The sequence below is a fragment of the Streptomyces sp. NPDC028907 genome (assembly GCF_055564995.1).
This window is the reverse complement of sequence record NZ_JBVHVE010000020.1, coordinates 112,941-138,586: the sequence shown is the minus strand read 5'-3', so window position 1 is coordinate 138,586 and position 25,646 is coordinate 112,941. Positions and strand designations below refer to the sequence as shown.

Annotated in this window: 24 protein-coding genes and 1 pseudogene; 14 read left to right on the top strand and 11 right to left on the bottom strand. The window is 71.0% G+C overall.

Translation table 11 applies throughout. The features are described 5' to 3' along the window. Positions 1–100: 100 nt before the first annotated feature. A complete protein-coding gene (locus tag ACZ4UU_RS40485; RefSeq protein ID WP_471908430.1) occupies positions 101–484 on the bottom strand; it encodes a hypothetical protein in 384 nt (127 codons plus the stop codon). Between the two features lie 318 nt (positions 485–802). Between ACZ4UU_RS40485 and ACZ4UU_RS40480 the strand changes: the two genes are divergently transcribed. The 3 genes from ACZ4UU_RS40480 (at position 803) to ACZ4UU_RS40470 (ending at position 3,478) form a co-directional block, all read left to right on the top strand. Beyond that, positions 803–1,312, top strand: coding sequence for a MarR family transcriptional regulator (locus ACZ4UU_RS40480; protein WP_471908429.1), 510 nt, complete (start codon positions 803–805; stop codon positions 1,310–1,312). After that, positions 1,309–2,556, top strand: coding sequence for a Bcr/CflA family efflux MFS transporter (locus ACZ4UU_RS40475; RefSeq protein ID WP_471908428.1), 1,248 nt, complete (start codon positions 1,309–1,311; stop codon positions 2,554–2,556). Before ACZ4UU_RS40480 ends, ACZ4UU_RS40475 begins: the two co-directional genes overlap by 4 nt. Before the next feature lie 181 nt (positions 2,557–2,737). Further along, the gene (locus ACZ4UU_RS40470) at positions 2,738–3,478 is read left to right on the top strand and encodes a class I SAM-dependent methyltransferase (protein ID WP_471908427.1); all 741 of its coding nucleotides are present in this window, start codon (positions 2,738–2,740) and stop codon (positions 3,476–3,478) included. A gap of 209 nt (positions 3,479–3,687) precedes the next feature. Here ACZ4UU_RS40470 and ACZ4UU_RS40465 read toward each other — a convergent pair whose 3' ends face one another. The 4 genes from ACZ4UU_RS40465 to ACZ4UU_RS40450 all read right to left on the bottom strand — a co-directional run bounded on the left by ACZ4UU_RS40465 (position 3,688) and on the right by ACZ4UU_RS40450 (position 6,938). Next, positions 3,688–4,827, bottom strand: a complete 1,140-nt coding sequence (locus ACZ4UU_RS40465; protein ID WP_471908426.1) for a GDSL-type esterase/lipase family protein — start codon at positions 4,825–4,827, stop codon at positions 3,688–3,690. A gap of 76 nt (positions 4,828–4,903) precedes the next feature. Continuing rightward, the gene (locus ACZ4UU_RS40460) at positions 4,904–5,452 is read right to left on the bottom strand and encodes a YciI family protein (protein ID WP_471908454.1); all 549 of its coding nucleotides are present in this window, start codon (positions 5,450–5,452) and stop codon (positions 4,904–4,906) included. A 251-nt stretch (positions 5,453–5,703) separates the two neighbouring features. After that, on the bottom strand, positions 5,704–6,276 hold the full coding sequence (locus tag ACZ4UU_RS40455; protein WP_471908425.1) for a GNAT family N-acetyltransferase: 573 nt from the start codon (positions 6,274–6,276) through the stop codon (positions 5,704–5,706). A gap of 206 nt (positions 6,277–6,482) precedes the next feature. Further along, entirely contained in the window at positions 6,483–6,938 is a 456-nt protein-coding gene (locus ACZ4UU_RS40450) for a VOC family protein (RefSeq protein ID WP_471908424.1), read from the bottom strand. 51 nt (positions 6,939–6,989) lie between these two features. On the opposite strand from ACZ4UU_RS40450, the pseudogene ACZ4UU_RS40445 reads away from it, so the two are divergent. From ACZ4UU_RS40445 to ACZ4UU_RS40425, 5 genes and pseudogenes are all read left to right on the top strand, one after another. Then, a pseudogene (locus tag ACZ4UU_RS40445) lies at positions 6,990–7,356 on the top strand (glutaredoxin domain-containing protein). Between the two features lie 173 nt (positions 7,357–7,529). Further along, complete coding sequence (locus ACZ4UU_RS40440; RefSeq protein ID WP_471908423.1) at positions 7,530–8,426, top strand: aminoglycoside phosphotransferase family protein; 897 nt, start codon at positions 7,530–7,532, stop codon at positions 8,424–8,426. 53 nt (positions 8,427–8,479) lie between these two features. After that, on the top strand, positions 8,480–9,211 hold the full coding sequence (locus ACZ4UU_RS40435; protein WP_471908422.1) for a phosphotransferase: 732 nt from the start codon (positions 8,480–8,482) through the stop codon (positions 9,209–9,211). Between the two features lie 199 nt (positions 9,212–9,410). Then, complete coding sequence (locus ACZ4UU_RS40430; RefSeq protein ID WP_471908421.1) at positions 9,411–9,935, top strand: PadR family transcriptional regulator; 525 nt, start codon at positions 9,411–9,413, stop codon at positions 9,933–9,935. Positions 9,936–10,113: 178 nt separating this feature from the next. After that, complete coding sequence (locus ACZ4UU_RS40425; protein ID WP_471908420.1) at positions 10,114–11,154, top strand: vWA domain-containing protein; 1,041 nt, start codon at positions 10,114–10,116, stop codon at positions 11,152–11,154. A gap of 161 nt (positions 11,155–11,315) precedes the next feature. Here ACZ4UU_RS40425 and ACZ4UU_RS40420 read toward each other — a convergent pair whose 3' ends face one another. Beyond that, positions 11,316–12,086 (bottom strand): MBL fold metallo-hydrolase, encoded by a 771-nt coding sequence (locus tag ACZ4UU_RS40420; protein WP_471908419.1) that lies wholly within the window; start codon positions 12,084–12,086, stop codon positions 11,316–11,318. A gap of 208 nt (positions 12,087–12,294) precedes the next feature. Here ACZ4UU_RS40420 and abc-f point away from each other — a divergent pair, with 208 nt between their 5' ends. Together abc-f and ACZ4UU_RS40410 are read left to right on the top strand one after the other, a co-directional pair. Continuing rightward, the gene (abc-f, locus tag ACZ4UU_RS40415; protein WP_471908418.1) at positions 12,295–13,941 is read left to right on the top strand and encodes a ribosomal protection-like ABC-F family protein; all 1,647 of its coding nucleotides are present in this window, start codon (positions 12,295–12,297) and stop codon (positions 13,939–13,941) included. 138 nt (positions 13,942–14,079) lie between these two features. Then, positions 14,080–15,195, top strand: a complete 1,116-nt coding sequence (locus tag ACZ4UU_RS40410; RefSeq protein WP_471908417.1) for a hypothetical protein — start codon at positions 14,080–14,082, stop codon at positions 15,193–15,195. Positions 15,196–15,247: 52 nt separating this feature from the next. On the opposite strand, the gene ACZ4UU_RS40405 is transcribed toward ACZ4UU_RS40410, so the two are convergent. From ACZ4UU_RS40405 to ACZ4UU_RS40390, 4 genes are all read right to left on the bottom strand, one after another. After that, on the bottom strand, positions 15,248–16,087 hold the full coding sequence (locus ACZ4UU_RS40405; RefSeq protein WP_471908416.1) for an alpha/beta fold hydrolase: 840 nt from the start codon (positions 16,085–16,087) through the stop codon (positions 15,248–15,250). Further along, positions 16,084–16,761 (bottom strand): hypothetical protein, encoded by a 678-nt coding sequence (locus ACZ4UU_RS40400; RefSeq protein WP_471908415.1) that lies wholly within the window; start codon positions 16,759–16,761, stop codon positions 16,084–16,086. The genes ACZ4UU_RS40405 and ACZ4UU_RS40400 overlap by 4 nt, the downstream gene beginning before the upstream one ends. A gap of 79 nt (positions 16,762–16,840) precedes the next feature. After that, on the bottom strand, positions 16,841–18,379 hold the full coding sequence (locus tag ACZ4UU_RS40395; RefSeq protein ID WP_471908414.1) for a hypothetical protein: 1,539 nt from the start codon (positions 18,377–18,379) through the stop codon (positions 16,841–16,843). After that, positions 18,379–19,572, bottom strand: coding sequence for an FAD-dependent monooxygenase (locus tag ACZ4UU_RS40390; protein ID WP_471908413.1), 1,194 nt, complete (start codon positions 19,570–19,572; stop codon positions 18,379–18,381). Before ACZ4UU_RS40390 ends, ACZ4UU_RS40395 begins: the two co-directional genes overlap by 1 nt. A 356-nt stretch (positions 19,573–19,928) precedes the next feature. Between ACZ4UU_RS40390 and ACZ4UU_RS40385 the strand changes: the two genes are divergently transcribed. The 4 genes from ACZ4UU_RS40385 to ACZ4UU_RS40370 are packed head-to-tail and all read left to right on the top strand — an operon-like array spanning position 19,929 to position 24,391. Beyond that, positions 19,929–21,275, top strand: coding sequence for an MFS transporter (locus tag ACZ4UU_RS40385; protein WP_471908412.1), 1,347 nt, complete (start codon positions 19,929–19,931; stop codon positions 21,273–21,275). An 18-nt stretch (positions 21,276–21,293) separates the two neighbouring features. Beyond that, positions 21,294–21,965 carry a response regulator transcription factor gene (locus ACZ4UU_RS40380; protein WP_471908411.1) on the top strand — a complete coding sequence of 224 codons (672 nt, stop codon included), beginning with the start codon at positions 21,294–21,296 and terminating at the stop codon, positions 21,963–21,965. A gap of 18 nt (positions 21,966–21,983) precedes the next feature. Further along, positions 21,984–23,402: a sensor histidine kinase gene (locus tag ACZ4UU_RS40375; protein WP_471908410.1), complete on the top strand. Its 1,419-nt coding sequence runs from the start codon at positions 21,984–21,986 to the stop codon at positions 23,400–23,402. Then, positions 23,399–24,391 (top strand): TAXI family TRAP transporter solute-binding subunit, encoded by a 993-nt coding sequence (locus ACZ4UU_RS40370; protein WP_471908409.1) that lies wholly within the window; start codon positions 23,399–23,401, stop codon positions 24,389–24,391. Before ACZ4UU_RS40375 ends, ACZ4UU_RS40370 begins: the two co-directional genes overlap by 4 nt. Before the next feature lie 2 nt (positions 24,392–24,393). On the opposite strand, the gene ACZ4UU_RS40365 is transcribed toward ACZ4UU_RS40370, so the two are convergent. Beyond that, positions 24,394–25,614: an MFS transporter gene (locus ACZ4UU_RS40365; RefSeq protein WP_471908408.1), complete on the bottom strand. Its 1,221-nt coding sequence runs from the start codon at positions 25,612–25,614 to the stop codon at positions 24,394–24,396. Between the last annotated feature and the right edge of the window lie 32 nt (positions 25,615–25,646).

Sequence of the window (25,646 nt, the reverse complement as noted above, 5' to 3'; positions counted from 1 at the left end):
ACAGGGCCCAGGGGGGCGTCTTCTCCCCCCGGGGCCCTGTGTAGCGTCCGGAGCACCGCTGCCGCGCCCGCGGACTACTGGCCCGGACTACTGGCCCGGACTACTGGTAGAGCTTGATGCTGTTGATCGGCGTGATGTCGGCCACGCCGACGACGTAGCTGTTGATGATCAGGCCGGTGCAGTTCGCGCCGTTGTACCCGTAGCACAGTCGGGCCTTCGCGCCGGAGTGCTGGTTGTTGAAGACCCACTTGGTGCCGTACTGGTTGTTCAGGTTGTGGGCGCCGTACTCGTACCAGCGGTGGCTGGGCTTGCCGGCCTTCCAGTCGGCCTCGTTCTGGTACATGCAGACATAGCCGACCTTGCAGCCCGCGTAGTCCCCTTGCCGTACTCCCAGTTCACCGGCCTGCGCCGTCGCGACGGTGGCGGCGAGAGTACCGGTGGCCAGGGCCAGGGCCACGGCGGTCCGCTTGATCTTCTTGAGCATCGTTTCCCCCTTGATGGACGAGTACGCGGCCGCGAGGTGTCGCTGTTCCGCGCCCCGGTTGCGTGTGCAGCATCCTCACAAGCGGTCCCGTGTTGCGTGAACCTCGCATGTGCGAGGTTGACGCGTCCGCCCCCTGCCTACTGCGTCTGGCGCGGACACGCACCGCTCCAGGTGCAGCACGATCGCTTCGCGGCGGAACGAGCTGCTGCAAGCTGACCCTGTTTCAGACGGCGTTCGCCAAGAACGAAGCAGAAGCTTCATACTTCAATTCCAAATAAGAGGATCCACTGATGAACACCAAAGCTTTAGCTTGGTTTCATGGATGCCGACGACGAAGATCTCTACACCGCCGAACAGCTCCGGTGGGGCGTCTCGCGCCTCGGCTCGCGGCTGCGGGCCGAACATCAGGGAAGCCCTGAACCGCTGACCCGCCTCTCCGCCTCCATCCTGGCCAACCTCAAGCACCGGGGCCCGCTCGCGATCAGTGAACTGGCGGCGATCGAAGGGGTGCAGGCCCAGTCGCTGACCAGGGTCGTGCAGGACCTGGAGCGCCAGGGCCGGGTCACCCGCCGCCGCAGCAGTACCGACAGGCGGCGCCAGGACATCGCGGTCACCGAAGTCGGGCGGCAAGCCTTGCGGGAGCATGTGAAGGACGGAAACGCCTGGCTGGCCTCGGCGCTGGCCCGGACCATGACTCCGGCGGAGCGTGGTCTGCTGCGGCTGGCGGGAGAGCTCATGCAGCAACTCGCCCTGGCCGACCTGGAGTTGACCTCACGGGCAGCACCTGGCGATGAGCACCTGCCGGGCGAGACGGGACGCGCGCGGTGACGGCCGGGCGCACGGGCCGGGCCCGAGGGGCTGTCGGGGCAGAGCCGGGGGGCGGCTCCCGCAGGGGGTTTCTCACCGTTGTCGCCGGTCTGGGAGCCGTCAGTCCGCTGGCGACGGACATGTATGTGCCGGCGTTACCGGACATGGCGCGCTCGTTGGGCACCACTGTCGTCGGCACGCAGACGACACTGACCGCGTTCTTGCTCGGCGTGATCGCCGGACAACTCGTCCTGGGCCCCATGAGCGACCTGGTCGGACGTCGGCCCATCCTGCTGTCCGGCACCTCTGCCTTCGCGGTGTTCAGCTTCGGCTGTGCGTGCGCGCCGACGATCGAGGTGATGGCCGCACTGCGGTTCGGGCAAGGCCTCGGAGGAGCCGCCGGCATCGTCGTCGGACGAGCAGTGATCGTCGACCTTTACCGTGGGGTCGAACTCTCCCGTGCCTACGCCACGTTGTCCGCGATCGGAGCGCTCGGGCCGGTGATCGCGCCGCTCCTGGGCGGCGGCCTGCTGGCCGTGGCGCCCTGGCGGTTCGTCTTCATCACGCTGGCACTCGCCGGTGCGGCCCTGGCCCTCGCAGCCGGACGGGTCGTACCGGAATCGCTCCCGCGTGAGCGCCGGGTCCGGGGCGGGGCCGGTGGGGCCCTCAGGGCCGTCGGGGCGCTGCTGTCACAGCCCGCCGTGCTGGTGCCGGTTGTGACCATGGGCTGTATGGGAGCCGCTGTCTTCGCCTACATCGCCGGGGCGACGTTCGTCCTGCACGACCTGCTGCACCTGTCGGCGACCATGGGCAGCATCGTCTACGGAGTGAACGCCCTGGCCAGCCTCGGGGCGTCCCTGCTGTACGGGAGGTGGGTCCGCGCGCGGCGACCCGAGACGCTGATGGTGATCGGGGCGGTGACCGGGCTCTGCGGCCAGCTCCTCCTCCTGGTGCTCATCGCGGTGGTTGGTGCCCAGCTGTGGGCTTTGTGTCTGTGTTTGCTGGTCACTGTCGCCTCTTTCGGCTTTCTCTTCCCGGCTTTGAGCGCCGTGGGCCAGAGCCGCGGCCGGACGGCACCGGGCACGACGTCGGCCCTGCTGGGCGTGGCTCAGTTTTCCTTCGGCGCCGCGGCCTCCCCCGTCATCGGCCTCTTCGGCACCCGCAGCGCCATCCCTATGGCGGTGGTGATGAGCAGCTTCCTGGCGCTGACGACCGTGGGTGCGATCATCTGCCGGGAGCAGGGCCGGGCGGTTGCCGGTCAGTGATCGGCTGTCAGGTCGCAATCCTTCATCTCCGATCGCACCTCGAGCACGACGTGTGTGAACGCCGGCGTGGCACGGTCGTGCAGTAGTCCGCTGTCAGCGGTCACCTCGTTCGGCGGGTCGGGCGAGAACTGACAGCGCTGTGAACTCTTTGCGATGTCGTGAGAAGGGCATGCTGCGGGGTATGGCGACCTATGACCGCATCGGTGCTTCCTACGCCGGCACCCGGCGGCCGGACCCTCGTATCGCCGCCAGGATCCGTCGGGCCCTCGGTGGTGCCGCCACCGTGATCAATGTGGGGGCCGGCAGTGGATCTTACGAGCCGTCAGAGACCGTATGGGCCGTGGAGCCCAGTGCGGTGATGATCGCTCAGCGTCCGGTTGCGTCTGCGCCGGTTCTGGAGGCGTCGGCGGAGGCGATTCCCCTGGCTGACGACTCGGCCGATGCGGTGATGGCCCTGCTGACCGTGCACCATTGGAGTGACCTGGGGGCCGGTATCGGGGAGTTGCGCCGTCTCGCCCGTCAGCGGGTTGTCATCTTCACGTTCGACCCCGATGTCAATCACCGGTTCTGGCTGCTGGAGGAGTACCTGCCGCAGGCGGCGGTGTTCGACGGCGCACGAGCGGTGGCGGTGGAGCGGCTGGTGACGCTGTTGGGAGAGGCCCGCGTCGAGACGGTCCCTGTCCCCCACGACTGCACCGACGGCTTCCTGGCCGCGTTCTGGCGCCGGCCCGAGGCCTACCTTGATCCGCAGGTGCGGGCGGGTATCTCGCTGTTCGCCCAGATCGGCGACGATGTCGTCCGCCCTGGCCTGGCCCGGCTGGAGGAGGACCTGTCCTGCGGCCGGTGGTACGACCGCCACGCCGATCTCCTCGACCGCGAAGTACTGGATGTCGGATACCGGCTTCTTGTCGCCGATCTCTAGGGACAGGTGCGTGTTCGCCCCGGTTGCGTGCAGACAGTTCAGGGCGGTGTCGGGTGCCGTAGGGACGATCAGCGGTCCCTGATCCGGCCGGCCGAGGACATCGGCCTGACGTTCAGCGCGGTCGAGCCCCGTCGCGCGAGCCGTGCGGCGCGTCGAGCGGAGCATGGAACTCCTGGACCTACGCGTGTCTGACCGTTCAAGGAACAAGTTCAGCGGAAGGGGCCGTCGGTCGCGAAGGCGTGGGCGGCGAAGCGCTTGCCCATGCGGCGGTAGGCGGCGGCGTTGGGGTGTAGGCCGTCGGTCAGGTCGTCCGCCTCGTTTGGGCCGAGCAGTTCTCGTCCGTCGAGATAGTGGAGGTGGGGGTCGGAGGCCTGTCGTGCCGCGGCGATCCGGGCGAGCTCGGCCCGGACCACCGTCAACGACAGTGCGCCGCCGGCCACATCGGCCGGGTCGCCCAGGGCAGCGATCCTCCCGTCCGGTCCGGTCGTGATCGGGCCTGGAACCTGCTCAAGGGCCGGACAGCTCACCGGGGAGATCAACAGCAGCGGAGTGTCCGGGTGACCCTCCCGGATCGTGTCCAGAAAACCGTGTACCGCCGGGCCGAACGTCCGCAGCCGGAACGCGGACAGGCCCACGACGTTGATGCCCACCTTGAGGCTGATCAGCCCGGCGGGCATGTCGCGGATCGTCCGGGCGACATAGGGATCCAGCAGAGCGTTGCCCGCCTGACTGAGGTTGATCACCTCGACCCCGCCGAGCGCAGCCGCCACCACCGGCCAGGTCCCGGTCGGGCCGTCGGCGTCGATGCAGTGGCTGATGGAACTGCCGTGGTGCACCCAGCGGCGCCGCCCGTCCGGCAGCGGCTCCAGCACGACGCCGTCAGCGCGCAGTGCCACCAGTTCCGTCGGGGTCTGCTGTGGAAGCCAAAACTCGACGTCCTTCATGCCGGCCGGCAGCCCGGCGAACCGTACGGTCCCGGGCTTGCCCGGGATGAGTCGCTGTACGGCCCTGGGGCCGGCCATCCGCAGCACGTTGCCCACCGGCGCCTGACAGCGCCCGACCAGGGCACCGTCCACCAGCAACTCCAGCATCCCGGTCGGGCGAGGGTGGGGGTCGCCGTCGAGCCGGCCGGTGGAGGTGAGCACCTCGAACTCCAATGCGCTCGCATCGGTGCGGAACACCAGCCGGACCCCCGAAGGCATCACGGTCACTCCGTGGACCGACGGGTCCTGGTACTGCTCCTTGGTCCACGCGGGCAGCCGGCGCGGCATCACCCCTGTCGGTGTGGTCTCCAGGTCCAGCGCACCCCGTATCTCCACCGGCCCGTCCACCAGCGGAACCGTCCGCATCACCCCCGTCACCGCTGCTGTCCCAGGTCGACGTGGTGCGGGGACGGCCTCAGCCCGGTGTGTGTGTCCGCGTGGTTCATCGACGCCCGCCGAACTCCCAGTCGTGGACCTCGATGTCCGCGTACCGGTCGGCAGTCAGGACTGCGCGTGCCGTATCCGGGTCCGGGGCCCTGAGCAGCACCGCCGTACCCAGCCATGTGTCGCCGTCGTCGGACAGCAGCGGCCCGTACGCGATCAGCTCGTCCCTGTCGGACGGCAGGGCGAGGTCGGCTGCCCGGCCCGTGCCGAGGCCGAGCACCAGGTACCGGTTGCCCTCGCTCGGGCCACCGGGAAAGTCCCACATGGTGCGCCCCAGTACGTTGCGCCACCGGCGCAGCAGCACGTCCCGGTACGCGCCGGCCTGGTAGTTGGGCTCGTCGAAGGCGAACGCGCGGGCAGCGGCCGGATCGGGCAGATCGACGATGTGCACGCTTCCCGTGGGCGTTTCACCATCATCGGCGAAGGTCGGGCCGCGAGCGATCAGCTCCTTCGCGTACCGGTCCATGTAGGACCAGTGTTCCTCCAGCAACTCCTCGCGTAAGGCGAGGGAGCCCGGCCGGTCTCGGTGGTAGCAGAAGTACTCCATGACCATGAACCCTTCCTCACCGAGGGCATCATCTCAACCGGCTTTGCGGCGTAGCCCCTCCGCATGGAACGGACGCCGACCTTGACCAGCAGGTCCAGGAGGCCGGCTCAGACGACAACGAGGCCGGCGTCGCTCTGCTGGGTCAGGCGCCGCCGGGAACGTCACCGGCTCCCGCCTCGGCCGGCCGGCCCGCCAAGGCGTCATCATCCAGCCCGGACGCGGCCCGTACGAGAAGCGGATGCAACGGTCGCTCAGCGGGCTGGGATCGGCATGGTCGACGGCCGCCACTCTCGCCTGATCAGCCCGAACACCCAAGAGTCGGATACCTCGCCGTTCACGACGCAGTCTTCCCGCAGCGTCCCTTCCCGCACGAATCCGACCTTCTCCAGAACTCGTGCGGACGCCACGTTGCGCGTATCGGTCTCAGCCTGAACTCGATTCAGGTCCAGTGTGTCGAATGCCCATTGCAGCACGGCGTGCGCGGCTTCCGTCGCATAGCCGTGGCCCCACATCGCATCGCCGAGGACGTAGCCCAGCGACGCGCTGCGGTAGTCCGGGTTCCATCCGGTCAGACCGCACCAGCCGACGAAGGCCCCATCAGAAACACGGTCGATGGCCACCCGCACCCCGGTGCCTTCGTCCGCCATCTTCCGGCACGTCGCGACGAAGCGTTCGGCTCGAGCCCTTTCGGTCCACGGCGGGGAGTCCCAGTAGCGCAGCACGTGGGCGCTGCTGTGCAGTGCGAAGAGGGGATCCACGTCGGTGTCGGTGAAGGGGCGCAGTCGCAGGCGAGCGGTGTGCAGTACGGGGGTGGCCAAAGTCATGCGCACCATCTTGCGTCCTCGTGGGACGGGCAGAACATCGAATATCCGATCCGGACCTCGCCCAGTAGGCGCGGGGACTTACAGAAGCAACCTCCGGGCGGACTTGTGGCCGAGCCCTGCGATCCTCGGGCGGCGTCCGCTACGAGGCGACGGTGCTGGTCGCAGCCGTGAACCCGTGGCCGTGACCAGCACCGTCGCAACGGCCCTCAGACGACGTCGAATTCATTGCCCTCAGGGTCCTGCATGGCGGCGGCGTAGAACCCCATGTCGGGCTCATCCTTGATCCGCAGCACGGTGGCACCAGCCTTCACCAGCCGTTCCACCGTGGCCTTGACCCGCTGTGCGCGGACGTCCAGGGGGACGTCACGGCCCCCGCCGACCTTCAGGTCGAAGTGCCACCGATTCTTGGCGACCTTCGGCTCCGGAACCTGCTGGAACCACACCCTCGGCCCTCGTCCCGCAGGGTCGATGATCGACTCCGGAATGTCCCCGGCACCGGCCGGCAACTCCGCCTCGGGCACCCCCATCGCCGCCCAGTAGGCACGCCAGGTGGCGTGACCGCTCGGCGGAGGCTCAGGCACGTACCCCAGGGCCTCGGCCCAGAATGTCACCATTCTCTGCGGATCGGAGCAGTCGATCGTCAACTGCACTGTCATCTCCATACTCGGAGCATCTCAGAGAGGTCTGACAATCGATCCGCTTCCGCAGCACCCCTGAAGGGCAGCCCTGGCACAGACGCAGGACTCTGCTGGTGTTCCTGACGCTCGCCGGCGTGAACTCACCCCTGATCTTCCCTGGATCGATCAGCGCGCGGGAGGCACAACGCCCAGCGCGGTCGGCGGCCGACCGGTCGTCTTCTGGCGGCCGGGGTGCAAGTACTGCGTACGACTGCGGGTCCGACTGAGCCGCAGCGCCCGCCAGTCGCACTGGGTCGACATCTGGCGCGACCCGTCAGGCGCGGCAGCGGTGAGAGCAGCCGACGACGGCGACGAGACCGTGCCGACCGTCGTCGTGGCGGGCCAGTCACAAACCAACCCCGACCCCGAGTGGGTGCGCGATCAGCGCTCCTCCTCCGCGTGATCAGCAACCGCGAACCGCGTCATCCGCCTGGGGCGACCAGAACGGTTGGAACACCTGGGTGGCCGAAAATCTCAGTTGATCCGGCCCCTGGCGTATAAACACTGGCTGTCGTCTCGGTTGATCTGCTCTGCTTCCGGCGTTTCGAGTCGGACCAGTGGAAGAGCGTGCGAGAGATGACCATGCACGAGGACCAGGTGGACGTGACCACCGAAACCGTCGCGACGTTGGTCCGGGAACAGTTCCCTCAGTGGAGCGGCCAGGCGATCCGGCTCCTGCCGTCGACCGGGACGGTCAACGCCATCTTCCGCATCGGGAACGACCTCTCCGCGCGATTCCCACTGCGTCTGGCCGATGCCGCCGAGGCGCTGGCGATTCTGGAACAGGAAGCCATGGCGAGCGCGGAGTTGGCGAAGGTGTCCAGGTTCCCCGCCCCGGAACCCGTCGCCTTGGGAAAACCTGGAGCGGGTTACCCCATGCCGTGGTCGGTCCAGACATGGCTGCCGGGAACGGTCGCCTCGGACGCCGACCCGAGTGGGTCGGACGCCTTTGCCGAGGACCTTGCGGCCTTCATCGCAGCCCTGCGGGAGGCCGCGACGCGGGGGCGGCCTTTCAGCGGCGAGGGTCGTGGCGGTGTTCTCGCCCACCACGACGATTGGATGGCGACATGCTTCGAGGAGAGTGAAGGGCTGCTCGACGTGCCCCGGCTGCGCCACGCGTGGAGCCACTTTCGGCGGTTGCCGCGTACGGGTGCCGACGTGATGAGCCATCGTGACCTGATCCCCGGCAATGTACTGGTCGCGGGCGGCCGGCTCAGCGGCGTACTCGACACCGGCGGCTTCGGCCCGGCCGACCCCGCGCTGGATCTGGTCAGTGCCTGGCACCTTTTGCAGTCAGGCCCGCGGAAAGTGCTCCGGCGGGCACTGGGCTGCGACGATCTGGAGTGGGAACGAGGCAAGGCATGGGCGTTCGAACAGGCGATGGGTGTTGTCTGGTACTACGTCGAGAGCAATCCGACGATGAGCAGGATGGGACGGCGCACACTCGACCGCATTCTGGAGTCGATGGAGTGATGCCGCCGCGGCCATAGGCCGTGACGAGGCCGATCGCTTGCCACCATGAAGGCATGGAGCACGAGGTGCCGTTGTCCGGCGGACGCATCACCCCAGACGTCGTCAGGGTCGGCAATACCGTCCGGCGACCGGCCAGCGCGTCGTCCCCGTTCGTCGCGGAGCTGCTCCGTCACCTCCAGCTGCAGGGGTTCACCGGCGCCCCGCGCCACCTCGGGTTCGACGCGGCCGGTCGTGAGATCCTCAGTTATCTGCCCGGCTGGGTGCCCGCCCGCTTCCAGCAGTGGGCCGACCCCCAGGTGGCCGTCGCCGGCTCCTTGCTCCGTGCCTTGCACGACGCCACCCGGGGCAGCCGCCTCGCCGGTCGGCGCCCCGTGATCTGCCATCACGACCCAGGGCCGAACAACATGGTCTTCGTGGACGACGCCCCGGTCGCCTTCATCGACTTCGACACCGCCGCCCCAGGTGACCCGCTCGAAGACCTCGGCTATATGGCGTGGACCTGGTGTATCTCCTCCAAACCCGAAGCGCCGCCCGCCATCGCGCAAGCCGCGCAGGTACGCCTCCTCGCGGATGCCTACGGACTCGACTCCGTCTCCCGCTCCCGCCTCGTCGACGCCGTACTCGACCGGCAGACCCGTAACGTCCAGTGGTGGCGGAGCCACCTCACGCGCCCACGCCCGCGCGTTGCCGACGACGCCCGGATCACGGAACGCATCCATTGGTCCGAGCGGGAGCGCACCTACACCGCAGCCGAGCGCGAGATCTTCACGGCAGCCCTGCACTGAGCAGGGACGTCGCTCGCCTGGTCCTCTGACCTGGGCGCCTGATCCTCGGCGGCGTGAAATCGCGTGCCATCACGGCTCGATGGCACGCGCTCAGGAACCGGCGACACGGCACACAGGCCAAAGGACGTCGACCCACGGTCGGTTGTCACGGGGAGGCTTCTATACATATCGCGTATACGTGGTATGTATAGTGCGGGTCATGTCCATCGGTCACACTCTTCTCGGGCTCCTGGAATCAGGCCCGCGCCACGGCTACGACCTCAAGCGGGCCTTCGACGAGAAGTTCGGTCACGACCGGCCGCTGCACTACGGCCAGGTCTACTCGACGATGTCCCGGCTGCTGAAGAACGGCCTCGTCGAGATCGACGGAATCGAGGCGGGCGGCGGGCCCGAGCGTAAGCGCTACGCGATCACCGACGCCGGCATCACCGACGTACAGCGGTGGCTGGCGACCCCGCAGAAACCGGAGGAATATCTCCAGTCGGCCCTCTACACCAAGGTCGTCCTCGCCCTGCTCACCCGGCGCGACGCCGCCGGGATCCTCGACATCCAGCGCTCCGAGCATCTGCGCGGCATGCGGATCCTCACCGACCGCAAGCGCAAGGGCGAGCTGGCGGATCAGCTGATCTGCGACCACGCCCTGTTCCACCTGGAAGCGGACCTGCGCTGGCTGGAGTTGACCGCCGCCCGACTCGACAGACTCCGTGACGCCGTGACGCCGTGACCCGATGACGGCCTCTCCCCCAGCGCGCTCTCCAGGCCGCTTTCCGTCTGCGGCAGCCGCGGGTGGGCTTCCCGGCCGGGTGGGGCCTCGGCAGGTGTGGGGCCTCGACGGCTTCAAGATCGATTGTCAGTGGTGGGTGAGAGCATCTGGGTATCGAGTCGGATGAGGGGGAGTTGTCATGTCCGGAAGCCAGAACTACATCAACCACGTCGCTCTCGTGCTGGATGCCAGTTCGTCCATGTCGCACCTGAGCCGCAAGGTCGTGGAGGTGGCTGACCAACAGATCGCCTATCTGGCCCGCCGATCGCAGGAGTTGGACCAGGAGACCCGTGTCACGGTGTACGTCTTCGCGGACCGGGTGGAGTGCGTCATCTACGACAAGGACGTGCTGCGGATGCCGTCCCTGAAGCAGTTGTACCGGGCCGGCGGGATGACGGCGCTGCTGGCAGCGACGCTCAAGTCGCAGCGGGAACTGGCGCAGACGGCTCAACTCTACGGAGACCACAGCTTCCTGACGTTCGTGCTCACGGACGGGCAGGAGAACGCCAGCCATCGGTGCCCGGATGCCCACGGCAGGGACCCGCGCGCTCTGGTCGGGGCCGTGGCCGAGATGATCGACAGGCAGGAGGACAACTGGACCCTGGCCGTTCTCGTGCCGGATCAGATGGGCAAGCGCGAGGCCATGCAGTGCGGCTTCCCGAAGGACAACATCGCCGTCTGGGACGCCACGAGCACTCAGGGGCTGGAGGAGGCCGGGCAGGTCATCCAGCAGGCCACCGAGCAGTTCATGGTGGGTCGCTCCCGGGGTATCCGCGGATCGCGGGCGGTGTTCTCCACGGGTGGGCAGGCAGTCAACAAGGACACCATCAAGGCAGCCGGTCTGACCCCGGTGGATCCGTCGGCCTACCAGCTGATCCCGGTGGCCCGTGACGCGGCGATCCGCGACTGGGTCACCGAGTGCGGGCACACGTACCGCACCGGTGGTGCGTTCTACCAGCTGAGCAAGTCGGAGAAGATCCAGGCGCAGAAGCAGATCGCGGTGCTGGAGAAGAAGACGGACCGTGTGTACACGGGTCCGCAGGCACGGGCGTTGCTGGGCCTGCCGGACACGGAGATCCGCGTCAAGCCGGATCACAACGACGAGTTCACGATCTTTGTGCAGAGCACCAGCGTGAACCGGAAGCTCGTGAAGAACACGCGACTTCTGCTCATGCTCTGAACCCCTGCGATCCCGTGGGTGGGCGCGCTGCAGCGTTGTCGGCGGCTGCCCGCCGGTCATCTCCGTGGGCAGCGCCGGGCGCGCTGCCCACGGTGCCCGCCCGATCGCCCGGGACAGACGCCGGGCCGCCCCGGGCAACTCACGCGGCGGCCCGGAACTGCTCATCCGATCGAGAAGGTGGCGCCGGGTGCGGCATAGTCGACCGGACCGTCGAACCGGGTCGAGGCGCGTGCCACCGCTTGTTGCGGGGTGAGGAATCGTCCGACGTGGGTGACGATCAGTCGGCCGGCCCGGGCCGCGCCGGCCGTGTTCCCGGTGTCTTCGGGCGTGTGATGCACCTGGTCGCCCTCGGCAGGTGCTTGGGCGCTCTCTGCCTCGCACAGCAGCGCATCGCAGCCCTCGGCCAGCCGCGTGAGGTTCTCGCACGGCGCCGTGTCCCCGGAGTAGACCAGCGACCGGCCCTCGGCCTCGATGCGCACGGCGAAGGCCGGGATGCCGTGCGCCACTGCGCGGCTAATAAGAGTGAGGGCGCCGATGCGGGCCTGGTGCCCGTCGTCCAGCTCATGGACGGCGAAGGCGGACTCGATCGGGCTGCGCGTCGGGCTGTTGGTGAGGAAATGGGCCAGCCGGTCGGCGATGCCCGGCGGCCCGAACAGGGGGATGGGCGCGGCGAGTTGTATGTCCGCGTAGAGCGCCGCGTAGTAGGCGGTGAGCAGGTCCGCGCTGTGATCGGCGTGCAGATGCGAAATCCAGATCGCGTCCACCTCGTCGAGGCGGACATGACGCTGCAGCTGCGCCAGTGTCCCGCTGCCGGCGTCCATCCACACCCGAGTGCCGCCGCTGGAAACCAGGTAGCCGGAACACGGGTTGTCGACGCTCGCATAGGGCGTCGCACTGCCCAGCACGGTGAGGCGGAGAAGATCACTGTCCATCGAGGAAGCTTATAGAACTCTTGATCCACAGCCGGGTGCGACCGCTCGGGACCGCCACCGCGCGATGCGAAACCCACCCGACTTGAGACGAGCCGTCTCGTCTTGCTATGGTGACGGTATGCGCTTCTTCTACTTTCTCTGAGTCCGGGCACGGCCGACGCCGCCGTTTCTGCTGCCCGTAGACCCTTCGCATCCCAGGGAAAGTCACATGCGCGAACGCGCTCATACCGCCGAACCCACTGCAGTGGCGCAGCTGTCCGTCAAGGACGTCACCAAGTCCTACGGCACCCGGACCGTCCTCGACCAGGTCTCCTTCACCGTCCGGCCGGGCGAGAAGGCCGCCGTCATCGGTGAGAACGGCTCCGGCAAGTCCACCCTGCTGCGGCTGCTCGCCGCGGCCGAGACGCCGGACGCCGGCGACATCACCGTGAGTTTCCCCGGTGGCCTCGGCCACCTCGCCCAGACCCTCGACCTCGTCCCGGACTGCACCGTCCGGGACGCGATCGATCTCGCCCTGACCGAACTGCGCGACATGGAGCGCAGGTTGCGCGCCGCGGAGGAGCGACTCGGCGAGGCGTCGGAGGACGAACTCGCCGTGTACGGCGAGCTGTTGACCGCGTACGAGGAGCGCGGCGGCTACGAGGCGGACGTCCGCGTCGACACCGCCATGCACGGCCTCGGGCTCGCCGGGATCACCCGCGACCGAATCCTCGGCTCGCTCTCCGGTGGCGAGCAGTCACGGCTGGCCCTGGCCTGCGTGCTGGCCGCCGCCCCCGAGCTGCTGCTCCTGGACGAGCCGACGAACCACCTCGACGCGACGGCGGTGCGCTGGCTGGAGGAGCGGCTGCGCGCGCACCGCGGCACCGTCGTGGCGGTCACCCACGATCGCGGCTTCCTGGAGAACATCGCCACCACGATCCTTGAGGTGGACCGGGATGCCCGCACGGTGCACCGCTACGGCGACGGCTGGGCCGGCTACCGCTCAGCGAAGGCCGCCGCCCGGCGCCGGGCGGAGCAGGAGTACGCGGACTGGCTGGAGGAGGTGGCCCGTACCGAGAATCTGGTCGAGGCCGCCGGGAAGCGGCTCGCCACCACCGGCAAGGACCCACGGCAGGGCTTCGGCAAGCACCGCCGCTCGCACGAGGCGAAGCTCGGCGGACAGGTGCGTGCGGCCCGGGAGCGGCTGGCCCACCTGCGGCGCAACCCGGTGGCGGCGCCGCCGCAGCCGTTGCGGTTCACAGCGGCGCTCACGGCGATGGGCGGCGAGCGTCCCGTCGCGGCCCCGCTCGCCGAACTGGATGCCGTGGCGGTCGGCGAACGGCTGTTTCTGGAGGGGCTGTTGACGATCGCGCCCGGGCAGCGGCTGCTGGTCACAGGTGAGAACGGGGCCGGCAAGACGACCCTGCTGCGTGTCCTGGCGGGCGACCTGGAGCCGGAATCGGGCACGGTCCGCCGCCCCGCCCGGATCGGCTACCTGGCGCAGGAACTGCCCGCGCGCTCCACACGGCTCCCGCTGCTGGCCGCCTTCGCGGCCGGGCGCCCAGGGTTGCCGGAGGAGTACGCCGAACAGTTGCTGACGCTGGGGCTGTTCCGTGCGGAGGATCTGCACGTGCCGGTGGCCGCGCTGTCCGCCGGGCAGCAGCGCCGGCTTCAGATCGCGGTCCTGGTGACCCGGCCCGCCGACCTCCTCGTGCTCGACGAGCCGACGAACCACATCGCGCTCGACCTGATCGAGGACCTGGAATCGGCGCTCGCGGCCTACCCCGGAGCAGTGGTCGCGGTCTCCCACGACCGAGGCTTCCGCAAGCGGTTCCCCGGGGAGCGGCTGGAACTGCGCGACGGCCGCACGTACTGAGCCCGCCCCCGCCTGGGGGCCGTACTGCCTGCTTTGTCACGTACGTATCTAGACCTGCGCGGTTCGCCGGTTCACGGTAGTCCCTCCTATCCGCCCTATCCGCCTGGAGGGGATCCAGCAGTGAGACGTAGGCGATTTGTGGCAGGGGCGATCGGCACGTTCTCGGGGCTCGCGCTCGGCCCGGCAACGGCGCGGGCCGAGGTGCCGACGCCCCGCACGCAAGGCTGGCAGGCCGTGCCGGCGCCGGGCAGTACTCCGGCCGCGCAACTGCGCCGTATCGCCGCGGCCGGACCCCGGCTGGCCTGGGCGGTCGGTGAGGAGGGCCGGGCCGGGCCGTCGCAGGGGCGAGCCCTGGCCATGCTGTGGAACGGAAGCGCCTGGACGAAGACCGACCTGACGCATCTCGGCCACACGCGGTTGCTCGATGTCGCCGGTACCTGCTCGGCCGCCGCGTGGAGTGTGGGCCAGCCCGTCGGGACCGGCAGCGCGCTGTTGCGCTGGGACGGAACCACCTGGCGGGAGGCGGCGTTCCCGGGCGCGGGAGAGACCAACGCTCGGCTGAACTCGGTGGCGGTGGACTCCGACCGGCAGCTCTGGATCTGCGGGAGCCGAGGCGGCGGCGCCGGTCTGCTGTACGGCGACGGGGGCGGGGAGGTGTGGCGCTGGCTGGACCCGCTGCCCGTCACGAGCGCGAACCTGTACCGGGTGGTGGTGCGTTCGCACGGAGAGGCCTGGGTCGGCGGGGACCAGTCGAACGGCGGAGGCTGGTCCGGACTGGTGGCCCGCTGGGACGGGGCGTGGACGGTGCTGCCCCCGGTCGCGGGCCTGCGTCTGGGCATCGCCGATCTTCACGTGGCCGGGCCGGACGACGTCTGGGCGGTGGGTACCGAGGCCGGCATCGGCGGCCCGCCCGGCCGCCCGGGCAACCCCGTCCTGTGCCACTGGGACGGTACGGCCTGGACTCGGGTGGAAGCGGGCTTCACCGTCGGGTCGTTGAGCGGCATCGCGGGTGACGCTCAGGGCCGTGCCGCGTGGATATCGGGCTGGAACTACCGGGACCAGAGCCGTAGTACGTATCTGCGCCGCGACGGCGACGCCTGGACCCTCGTTCAAGGTCCGGCCGGGCCGGCGCCGGCGCCGTATCTCAACGACGTGACGTCCGTTCCAGGCACCGGAGGGTTCTGGTCGGTCGGCATGACGAGTCCCACTCCGGCTCCGCCGACCGAGGCCTACACGGAGCGCCTCGACGGCTGAGGCGATCGGTACGCGTCGGCGGATCTCGGCGGGATCATCGCCGCGCCGGGGGTCAGCGTCCGTGCCGGCCGTGGAGGAACGCGATGAGAACGGCTGTGAGTTCCGCTGCCGCGTCCTCCTGGACGAGGTGACCCGCGTGGGCGATCGGCTCAAGCCGCGCGCCCGGGATCAGGGCGGCGAGCTCCCGCCCCTTCTCCGGCGGAATCCAGGTGTCGCTCTGGCCCCAGCAGATCAGCGTCGGGACGGTGATCTCGGCGTACCGGTGCTGGACCTCGTCGGTGTAGCGCTGGTCGGCCTGGGCGATCTGCCGGTAGAAGGCCGCTTGGCCGGGCTCGCCCAGCCAAGGCTGGACGAGCCGGTCGAGAACCGCGGGGTGCAGGCCGGGGCCGCTGGCGGAACCGACGTACTCACGGACGAGGGCCTGGTGCAGTGGGGGCGGCAACTGCTCGAAGACCTCGGCGTGCTCGCGGACGAGCCGGAAGAACGGGGACCCCCACGGCGCCAGAGCCACCGGGTCGACCAGGGCGAGGGCTTGGTAGCGGGCACCGTGCAGCAGGTGGGCCCGCAGGGCGACGGCGCCGCCGAAGTCGTGCGCGACGACGAGTGGCTCCTCCAGGCCCCAGTGGCTCAGGAGTTCGGTGAAGACGCGGCCCTGGGCGGACAAGGACACGTCCTGGTCCGCGGACTTCTCCGACTCGCCGTAGCCGGGCATGTCCCAGACGAAGACCTGGTGGTCCCGGGCGAGGGAACGGGCGATGGCGCGCCAGACGTAGGAGGAGAACGGTGTGCCGTGCAGCAGGACGACCGGCGGCCGGTCGGGGTGTCCCAGCCGGTCCCAGCGAACCTCACCGGCGGTGCCGGCAAACGTCCTGGTCAGCTGCCACTCGCTCATGCTTGCCCCTCCGCTTTCCGTCCCTGCCGTCCGTCGAGGAACAACGTGGCCACCCGCTCGGCGAGAGCGTCCTCCGTCATCGTGATCTCGACCTGGATGGCGGGCAGTCGGAGGCGGCGGGTCTCCGTCCGGAGGCGACTGGTGAACATCTGATCACGTTCGGCGAGGTTGCGGGCGGCCTTGGCCGGATCGCTGGTGTTCCGGACGAAGCCCTCGCCCGCCGCGGCTCGGCTGCGGAAGACGGTCCGGCGGAACTCGGGGGTGGGCAGGAGCCAGACGGCGTGTCCGGGAGCGGCGAGCAGCGGTTTCACGAGGTGCGGCAGCAGCCGGAAGCCCTCGACGACGACGCACGGCTCCTGCGGCAGCCGGAGGAGGTCTTCGACGATCAGGCCGAAGGCCTCGCCGCGATACCAGTGGAACGTGTCGAGCATCGCTTCCGGGGACCGGTTCACCCATCGGTCGTCCATGTCCATGGCCATGAACCGGTGCAGGAAGGGGGCCTCCTGGGGTGTGGTCCGCCGAGCGTGCTCCCCCATCACGTCGTCGGTGGCGTAGAGACGCCAGCCCTTGCGGTCCGCGAGGCGACGGGCGATCGTCGACTTCCCGGCTCCGCTGCCGCCGCCGATCCAGTAGACGTGCCGCAGCCGTGCGGGCAGCGCCGCTGCGTCGGTCACCTCTTCGTCCTGTCCGGGCCCCATCCCTCTCCCCTGCGGTAGGCAGCTTCGATGCGATGAAGCCCAGTCTGGCGGCTCGTCAGTCGGTGGGTCCCGTCGACACCTCGGCGCACAGGTACGGACGCGCGAGCAGCAGGCCGGTGCCGGTCAGGGCGATGCCGAAGTAGACCGGCGCGAGGTGGAGGAAGTCGGTGTAGTGGATCGCGCCGTGCACCACGACGGCCGGGAGGAAGCCCGCGGTCGCCGCCGCGGTCAGGGTCCAGAACACCCAGCTCTCACCGCGTCGCCAGCCCCACGCGCTGAGCAGCGTGATCGCGACGGCGGCGGACATCAGCGCGCCGCCGAAGCCCGCCCGGTCGTGGGCGACGAAGGGCACCAGCCGTGGGTTGACGGCTTCCAGCACGGGTGTGCTGGTGCCCAGGAAGATCAGGTCGCTCGGCACGAACACCCCGGTCAGACCGACCACCGAGATCACCGCTCCGCCGGCGAACAGCCCCGCTCCGGTGACGATGAGCAGCAGCTGGCCGACCAGCGCCCGCCGCCGCTCCGGCTCCGGCCCTTCGGGCGCGAGGCACCATCGCGGCGCGTGCGGGGTCCGGCGTACGGCGGCCAGGTACATCGGGAACAGCACGACGGCGGTGGCGGTGTGCAGGGGTTCCACGAATCCGGTGGCCAGGAAGTAGAACAGGGTGGGGAAGCCGATCGCCCCCGAGATCAGGTACACCTCGCGGGCCCAGGGCCAGCCGCGTCTGATTCCGCCCACGGCGAGGCCGGTGTAGAGGGCGCCGATCGCCACCATGGTGCCGGCCATGGTGATCCGGTCGTGCTGGAGGAAGTGCACGAGGTGGTGGTTGGCGGCATGGAGTTCGTGCAGGGTCATGCCGAGGTAGTCCCGGTCGTACCAGAGCAGCACCGGCCCGAGTGTGATCACCGCGGCGCCGAGTCCGGCGCCCGTCATGCCGAGCCCGACGAGCAGCGCCCACCACCAGACGGGCCAGCGGCGCGGGTCGCGGCCGAGGTCCCGCAGGCGCGGAGCGGGCGCCGTGGGCGTGGCGGCCTCGGTGACTCGTGCGAACCAGCCGGGTCCGGCGTCGACGAGCACCTCGGGGCGGGCGAGTACGACGGTGTCCGGATCGGCGAGCGCGGCCGCCGCGGCGGTGACCGACGGGTCGGACACGCGGACCACGTGCGGGGCGTCGTCGGCGGTGAACCCGTCGACATGCGGCTTGAGAGCGGCCTCGGTCGCCGGGTCGCAGGCCCGGACGAGCAGCGGGATCGAACGCCCGGCAGCGGCCTGCCGTACGGTCTCCACGTCGGCGGCCGACACGGGCGACACCTCGACGACGCCTGCCCCGAGCGGGGGCATGGCGCGGATCGTTTCGCGGGCGAGCGAGGGCGGCACCGATATGCCCAGGCGGACGGTCAGGGGCACGCCGGCCGTCTCGCCGGCGAGCCGCTTCGGTGGATGGCGGTGGCCGAAGCCCCGGGCGATCAGCCGTGCGCCGACGGGGCGGGAGCCGATCGAGGACAGCAGCCGCAGCGCGGTGCGCTGCGAGCGGCGCTCGCCGAGGACGGCGGCGGCCGCGCCGCGCAGCGGGTGGTACGTCCAGTCCGGCATCAGTGGCCCTCGCTCCGGGTCTCGATCCGTGTCGTGGTCGCCGGGTCGCCGGGCGGGGTCCAGCCGAGGATCGGCGTCATGGATCGCAGCGTGGCCCGCGTCGGCGTCAGCCGGGCGGCCGTGTCACGCAGCAGTACGGCGGGCGGCCACGACAGCTGGCCGACCGTGCCGAGGCGGGCGGAGCGGCGGGCGACGGCCTGGGTGCGAGGGCGGCGCTGCCTGTCGTACGAGGTGAGCGCGGCGGTGATGTCCGGGGTGCCGTCGAGGCAGTGGGCGAGGGTGACCGCGTCCTCCAGGGCCTGGCACGCGCCCTGGCCCAGATTGGGGGTCATCGCGTGGGCGGCGTCGCCCAGCAGCGCGACGCGACCGTGGGCGAACGAGGGCAGCGGCGGCAGGTCGTACAGGTCGTGTCGGAGCACCGTGTCCGGCGGGACGGCGGCCAGCAGGGCGGGGACGGGATCGGGCCAGGACCCGAACCGGCGCAGCAGTTCGGCGTGCTCGGACGTACCGGAGGCCGCTGCGGCGGGCAACGACGCGGTGGCGAAGCAGTACATCCGCCCGCCCGGCAGCGCCGTGTAGCCGAACCTCTCGCCGCGGCCCCAGGTCGCGGCGCCTTCGGCGGGCGGGTCGGCGAGGGGGTCGGTGACCATGCGCCAGGCGGTGTAACCGGCGTACCGGGGGCCCTCCGCCGCAGGCCACAGGGCGCAGCGGACCACGCTGCGCAGGCCGTCGGCGCCGATCACGAGGTCGGCCCGGGACTCGCCGCCACGGTGTTCGACGATCACCCCGCCGGCCTCGTCGCGGACGGCGGACACCTCGCTGCCCGGCCGCAGGCTGTCGGCGGGCAGTGCCGCGGCGAGCGCCCGTAGCAGGTCGGCGCGGTGCAGGACGACCAGGGGGTGGCCGAAGCGGCGGGTCAGTTCCGCGTTGTCCGTACGGGACAGCCAGCGGCCCCGCCGGTCGCGTACCCCGCCGGTGGCCTCGACGGCGCCGAGCGCCCGGACGGTGCCGGCCAGGCCGAGCGCCTCAAGCGCGCGCAGCGCGTTCGGCCACAGGGAGATGCCGGCGCCGATCTCGGTGAACGCCGGGGCTCGTTCCAGCACCTCCACGCGCCAGCCCCGGCGGTGCAGGGCGATGGCCGCCGCGAGGCCGCCGATCCCGCCGCCGACGATGGTCGCGGCACGCTGCGGCATGGGTCCTCGCTCTGGGGTCTGGGCGCCGCCCTCGGTCGGGTGGCCGTCGATCCGCTGCCCGAGCGGCGTGCGATGCGACGCAGGGCTGCTGAGCAGCGCTCATAGCAGCATGTCGACAGATGCGTGTCAACGTGCGGCAGGGTAGGCGAGCTCGTGCCGGGGGCAGCGCCCCGGGGTCCGAGGGAGGGAGGGGCGGGTCCGCGCGCTGTCCCGACGGACCGTGCGCCCCGGGCCGGACCGCCCCTCCCCCGCCACCTCAGCCCTAAGGGACTGTTAGGACTTCGTTCGCCCTGTTGAACGGCCCTGCCGTGCCGTCGACTCTGTGTGCTTCCGGGCCGCAGACAAGGGAGTTTTCGATGGCCACACAGACCACGCCCGCGAGCGCGCTGGAGTCGCGCCGCGGTGAGCGCAGGGTCGTCAGCAACATCGTGCGCGGATCGATCGGCAACTTGATCGAGTGGTACGACTGGTACGCGTACACCGCGTTCAGCGTGTACTTCGCCGCCGCGTTCTTTCCGTCCGGCGACCAGACGGCGCAGCTGCTGAACACCGCCGCGGTGTTCGCCGTCGGCTTCCTGATGCGGCCGATCGGCGGCTGGGTGCTCGGCCGCTACGCCGACCGCCGTGGGCGGCGCGCGGCGCTGACCCTGTCGGTGACGCTCATGGCGGTGGGTTCGCTGATCGTGGCGCTGACGCCGTCGTACGGGGCGATCGGGGTGGCCGCGCCGGTTCTGCTGGTGACCGCGCGGCTGCTCCAGGGGCTGTCGGTCGGCGGTGAGTACTCGACGTCGGCCACCTACATGTCGGAGGTGGCCTCGCCCGGCCGTCGCGGCTACTACTCCAGTTTCCAGTACGTCACGCTCATCGCCGGCCAGCTGACCGCGCTCGGCCTGCAGATCGTGCTCCAGCAGGTGCTCAGCGCCGCGCAGATGGAGGTGTGGGGCTGGCGGATCGCGTTCGTCGTGGGTGCGGCGGGGGCGATCGTGGTGCTGTGGCTGCGGCGCGGCATGGACGAGTCCGAGAGCTTCGAGCGCGCGGCGGCCGCGGCGGACGAGGGCCAGGACGGCGGGCCTGCGCGCGGCAGCCTGCGGATGCTGCTGTCGTACCCCCGGCAGTGCCTGGTCGTCGTCGGGCTGACCATGGGCGGCACGCTGTTCTTCTACACGTACACCACGTATCTGCAGAAGTTCATGGTCAACACCAGCGGCATCGCCAAACCGACGGCGGCCTGGATCAACTTCTTCGCGCTGCTGGTGTTCGTGGTGCTCCAGCCGGTCATGGGGCTGCTGTCCGACCGGGTGGGTCGGCGTCCGATGCTCATCGCGTTCGGCGTGCTCGGCGCCGTGGTCGTGGTGCCCTCGCTGACGCTGCTGTCACACACCAGCGATCCCGTGTACGCGTTCCTGCTCATGGTCGGGCCGCTGGCGGTCAGCTCCCTGTACACCTCGATCAGCGCGGTGGTGAAGGCGGAGCTGTTCCCGACGTCGATCCGGGCGCTGGGCGTCGGTCTGCCCTACGCGCTGACGGTGGCCGTGTTCGGTGGGACGGCCGAGTACGTGGCCCTGTGGTTCAAGAACGCGGGGCACGAGAGCTGGTACTTCTACTACGTCACCGCCTGCGTCCTGATTTCGCTGCTCGTCTACATTCGGATGCGCGAGACGTCCGACGGATCGCCGCTGGAGACCGAGTCCCGCGATCACTGACGGAAGGAGGCGACGACCGTGCGCGTGTTGCTGGCCGAGGACGACGACGGGGTGGCCGACGCCCTCACCGAGGCCCTGTACGAGCACGGTCATGTGCCCAGTCGGGTGCGGCGCGGCGAGGAGGTCCTCGTCCGCCACCGGCAGGCCGACCTGCTGCTGCTCGACCTCGGCCTGCCCGATCTGGACGGGCTGGAGGTGCTGCGCAAGCTGCGGGCGGTGAGCGGCCTTCCGGTGGTGGTGCTGACCGCGCGGGGCGACGAGCGGTCGGTGGTGCGCGGCCTGCGGCTGGGCGCCGACGACTACCTGGTCAAGCCGGTTCGGCTGGCCGAGCTGCTGGCCCGGATCGAGGCCGTCACCCGCCGCGCCAAGACGGCCGCCGCGACAGCCGCCGCTCCGGCGCCGCGCACGGTCCGCGCCGAGGACGTCGTGGTCGACCTCGACGCGCGCCGGGTGACGGTCGGCGGGGCCGAGGTGCGGCTGACCACCAAGGAGTTCGCGGTCCTCGCCGCGCTGGCGGCCAGGGCCGGTACGGCGGTCAGCCGCCAGCAGCTGATGGACGAGGTGTGGGGCGATGCCTACCTGGCGGTGTCCCGTTCGCTCGATGTCCATCTCACCCAGCTGCGGGCCAAGATCGGCCGCCCCGAGGTACTGACCACGATCCGCGGCTTCGGCTACCGGTTCGGCGGCTGAGCGGGCCGGGGATCTCCCATGCGTACCCGGGTACTGACCGTCGTCCTGGCCTTCGCCGTGCTGGCGGTGGCCGGCTTCGCCGTCCCGCTGCTCGGCGTCACCGCCACCCAGCGCACCGAGCAGCTCGTCGCGTCCCGCACCGCCGACCTGAACCGCTTCGCGGGGCTGGCCGAGCAGGTGGCCCTCAGCGGCGACACCGGCGCGCTGACCGCCGAGGTCACCCGGTACACCGAGCTGTACGGCGAGGCCGTGGTGGTCGTCGACGCCCGCCGCGCCCCGGTGGCGCAGACCGGCGGCCTGCGCGCCGCGGACCCGGCCGTCGCCCGCCTGGTCGACGCTGCGTTGCGCAACCAGCCGGTCGCGCCCGGGGGGACGCTGCGCCCCTGGTCCCGCGGCGAAAAGCTGCTCGCCCGACCGGTGGGCAGCGGCACGCGGGTGTCCGGCGCCGTGGTGCTGCGGGCCTCGGTGCGGGCCGCGGCCGACGACATCGCGCTGCGCTGGGCGCTGGTCCTGGCCGGCGCGGGCCTGTTCGCCGTGGCCTGTCTGCTGCTCGCCCGCGCCGCCACCCGGTGGGTCGTACGGCCCCTGCACCGCCTCGACCGCGCGGTCGGCGCGCTCGCGGCCGGGCTGCCCGCCGAGCATGCCCGGGAGGGCGGACCGCCCGAACTGCGCCAGCTGGCCACCGGCTTCAACCGCATGGCCGACGCCGTGTCCACCGCACTGGAGCAGCAGCGCCGCCTGGTCGCGGACACCTCGCACCAACTGCGCAACCCGCTGGCCGCCCTGCGCCTGCGCATCGACTCGCTCCAGCCCCGCCTGCCCGACTCCGCCACCCGCACCTACACGGGCGTGACCGCCGAGCTCGAACGCATGGAGCACCTCCTGGACGATCTGCTCGCCCTGGCCCACGCCGAACACCGCGCCGGTGAACTGGCCGTGACGGACGAGCGGGAGGCGTGCTGCGACGCGACCGCGGTCGCCGCCGCCCAGACCCGGATGTGGCACCCGGTGGCCGAACAGGCGGGTGTCCACCTGGAGTTCTCCCCCGGCCCGGCCGTCCTGACGACCTGTACGGAGGGCGAACTGGCCCAGTTGGCCGACATCCTGCTCGACAACGCGATCAAGTACGCGGGGATCGGCGCCCGCGTCCGGACGCGCTGTTTCGCCGAGGGCCCGGAGGCGGTGTTCGAGGTACGGGACGACGGGCCGGGCCTCGCCGAAGGGGAACTCCCGCAGGCGGGCGTCCGCTTCTGGCGCTCGCAACGTCACCGCGAGGTGCGCGGCAGCGGGCTCGGTCTGGCCATCGCCGAGCAGCTGGTGGCCGGCCGGGGCGGGCGCGTCGAATTCGAGGCGGCCGAGCCGCACGGGCTGCGGGTGCGGGTGGTGCTCCCGCGCGCCGAGCACGGGGCGTCCGGTCCGAAAGGGTCTGCGGCATGACCGGGCCCGCCCGCCGCACCGCGCTGCGCGCCACCCTCGGCACGGCCTGCACGGCCCTGCTCGCCGGTGCGGGGACGGCCGACGCCCGGCACACGGACCGTGGCCCCGAGGGCCGGCTGCGGATCGCGACCGGCGAGTCCGACGGCTTCTACGCGGCCTTCGGTCAGCTGCTCGCCGACCAGGTGACGCGGGCCTACCCGAGGCTGTCCTGCGAGGTGCTCCGCAGCGAAGGCAGCGTGGCCAACGTACGGCTGGTGCGGGAGCGTCGAGCCGACGTGGCGCTGGCGCTGGCCGACATCGCGTGGGCGGCGTACGCCGGTTCCGCGCCGTTCGGCCGACGCGTCCCGCTGCGTGCGATCGGCCGGGTCTACGAGAACTACGTCCAGCTGGCCGTCCGCGCCGACGCACCGATCCGTACGGTCGCCGACCTCGCGGGACGCACCGTCTCGCTGGGTGCGCCCGCGTCCGGCGGCGCCGTGCTCGGCGACCGTCTGCTGCGGGCGGCGGGGTTGACGCCGGGCACCGACGTCCGCGTCCGGCATCTGCTGATGCCGCAGGCGGCGCGTGCGGTGGCGGACGGCTCCGTCGACGCCCTGTTGGTCGCGGGCGGCGTACCGCTGCCGGTGCTGTCCGGCCTCGACGTCCGGCCCGGCATCCGTCTGCTGCCGCTGGCCGGGCTGCTGCCCCGGCTGCGAGCCGGCACGGAGCGGTCGGGATCGGGACTCGAGGCGGTGACGGTGCCGGCCGGGGCGTACCGCGGCATGCCCGAGGTGACCACCATCGGCGTCGCCAACCTGCTCCTGTGCCGTCCCGACCTGCCGGCGCCCGTCGCCGCCGCCCTCACCCACGTCCTGGTGCGCCGGGCCGCGCGGCTCGTCCCCACCACGGCCCTCGGCACCCAGTTCCTCGACGCCCGTAGCCTGATCTCCACGGGGGTGGTGCCTCTGCATTCGGGGGCGGTCGCCGCCTACCGCGAGCTGCACGGTTAGCGTCAGCGGCGCGAGGGGCGGGGCGCGGGAACGCTGTCGATGATCCAGACCTCGCGCCCCCGATCGGCCATGGCGACCGCGACCGCGAGGAGCAGCGCACCGGCCGCGCCGGCAACCGCCACCAGGAGCGCGCCGTACGTCCCATGAGCCTCCGCGAGGGCGCCGGACACGCCCTGGCCGGCCGCCACCCCGAGGGGGCCGCCGCCGCACAGGACGGTCATGGCGACCGCGGCCCGCTCGGGTGGGGCGAGCCGTTCGGTCAGCGCGTAGAGGCTGATCATGTACGGCGCGACGGTGCAGCCGGCCACGGCGACGGCGGCGGGCAGGGAGACCAGCCGTGCACCGACGAACAGCACGAGCGTGCCCACGAAGAGCAGCACGGCGAACGTGACGTAGCGGGCGCGCAGCGAGAACCGCGCCGGCAGCCGGACACAGGCGGCCGCGGCCAGGGCGCTGCCGATCCCGAACTCGGCGTACACGAGCCCGGATGCGCCGGGCTGCCCGATGCGGTCGGCGTACACCGTGACGGCGGTCTGGACCGCGCCGAAGACCACGCCCATCGCTGCCATGGCCAGGAACATGACGGCCAGGGGGCGCCCGGGCAGATGCGGCCTGCGGTGGTCCTGCGAGGGCCGCCGTGGACCGTCGTGGTCGGCGCAGAGCAGGGCGAAGGGCAGGGTGGCGGCCGCGATCAGGAGCATCGTCAGCACGGCGGGTGCGACCGGGTCGGCCGCGGCCAGCAGTCCTACGACGGCCGGCCCGGCGACGAAGCTGACCTCGTCGGCGGACGCCTCGTAGGCCAGGGCCGCGGACAGCAGATGCCGTTCGCCCCGCGCGCGGACGAGCCGGGACCAGTGCACGCGCACGAGCGGGCCTACCTGGGGCTGGGTGAGCCCCACCGCGGTGGCCGTGAGCAGCATGGTCGGCCGGGTTCCGTGGCTCGCCGCCAACAGGGCGGCCCAGGCGGTGAAGTTGGCGACTGCGGCGACGACGCCGACGGTCCGGTGTCCGTGGCGGTCGGCCAGGGCCCCGACCACGGGTCCGCCCACCGCGATGGCGATGCTCTGCGCCGCACTGGCGAGGCCGGCGAAGGCGTAGCTGTGAGTCGATGCCTGAAGCAGGATCAGCGTGGAAAGGGCGGAGGACGCATAAGGGAGTCGGGCCAGGAATCCCAGGGGGAAGAAGGCGGCGCCTGCTACGCGTAGCAGGGAGCGGTAGGACACTCGGTCTCCATCGGGCATGTCGAGGAGACACG

Bases quoted from the DNA above. Each gene is read 5' to 3' on its own strand.
- ACZ4UU_RS40375 (WP_471908410.1), top strand. From the start codon at position 21,984: ATGCGTACCCGGGTACTGACCGTCGTCCTGGCCTTCGCCGTGCTGGCG.
- ACZ4UU_RS40450 (WP_471908424.1), bottom strand. From the start codon at position 6,938: ATGGAGATGACAGTGCAGTTGACGATCGACTGCTCCGATCCGCAGAGA.
- ACZ4UU_RS40395 (WP_471908414.1), bottom strand. From the start codon at position 18,379: ATGCCGGACTGGACGTACCACCCGCTGCGCGGCGCGGCCGCCGCCGTC.
- ACZ4UU_RS40405 (WP_471908416.1), bottom strand. From the start codon at position 16,087: ATGAGCGAGTGGCAGCTGACCAGGACGTTTGCCGGCACCGCCGGTGAG.
- ACZ4UU_RS40425 (WP_471908420.1), top strand. From the start codon at position 10,114: ATGTCCGGAAGCCAGAACTACATCAACCACGTCGCTCTCGTGCTGGAT.
- ACZ4UU_RS40480 (WP_471908429.1), top strand. From the start codon at position 803: ATGGATGCCGACGACGAAGATCTCTACACCGCCGAACAGCTCCGGTGG.
- ACZ4UU_RS40385 (WP_471908412.1), top strand. From the start codon at position 19,929: ATGGCCACACAGACCACGCCCGCGAGCGCGCTGGAGTCGCGCCGCGGT.
- ACZ4UU_RS40485 (WP_471908430.1), bottom strand. From the start codon at position 484: ATGCTCAAGAAGATCAAGCGGACCGCCGTGGCCCTGGCCCTGGCCACC.
- ACZ4UU_RS40465 (WP_471908426.1), bottom strand. From the start codon at position 4,827: ATGCGGACGGTTCCGCTGGTGGACGGGCCGGTGGAGATACGGGGTGCG.
- ACZ4UU_RS40470 (WP_471908427.1), top strand. From the start codon at position 2,738: ATGGCGACCTATGACCGCATCGGTGCTTCCTACGCCGGCACCCGGCGG.
- ACZ4UU_RS40455 (WP_471908425.1), bottom strand. From the start codon at position 6,276: ATGACTTTGGCCACCCCCGTACTGCACACCGCTCGCCTGCGACTGCGC.
- ACZ4UU_RS40440 (WP_471908423.1), top strand. From the start codon at position 7,530: ATGACCATGCACGAGGACCAGGTGGACGTGACCACCGAAACCGTCGCG.
- ACZ4UU_RS40420 (WP_471908419.1), bottom strand. From the start codon at position 12,086: ATGGACAGTGATCTTCTCCGCCTCACCGTGCTGGGCAGTGCGACGCCC.
- ACZ4UU_RS40460 (WP_471908454.1), bottom strand. From the start codon at position 5,452: ATGGAGTACTTCTGCTACCACCGAGACCGGCCGGGCTCCCTCGCCTTA.
- ACZ4UU_RS40370 (WP_471908409.1), top strand. From the start codon at position 23,399: ATGACCGGGCCCGCCCGCCGCACCGCGCTGCGCGCCACCCTCGGCACG.
- abc-f (WP_471908418.1), top strand. From the start codon at position 12,295: ATGCGCGAACGCGCTCATACCGCCGAACCCACTGCAGTGGCGCAGCTG.
- ACZ4UU_RS40435 (WP_471908422.1), top strand. From the start codon at position 8,480: ATGGAGCACGAGGTGCCGTTGTCCGGCGGACGCATCACCCCAGACGTC.
- ACZ4UU_RS40390 (WP_471908413.1), bottom strand. From the start codon at position 19,572: ATGCCGCAGCGTGCCGCGACCATCGTCGGCGGCGGGATCGGCGGCCTC.
- ACZ4UU_RS40430 (WP_471908421.1), top strand. From the start codon at position 9,411: ATGTCCATCGGTCACACTCTTCTCGGGCTCCTGGAATCAGGCCCGCGC.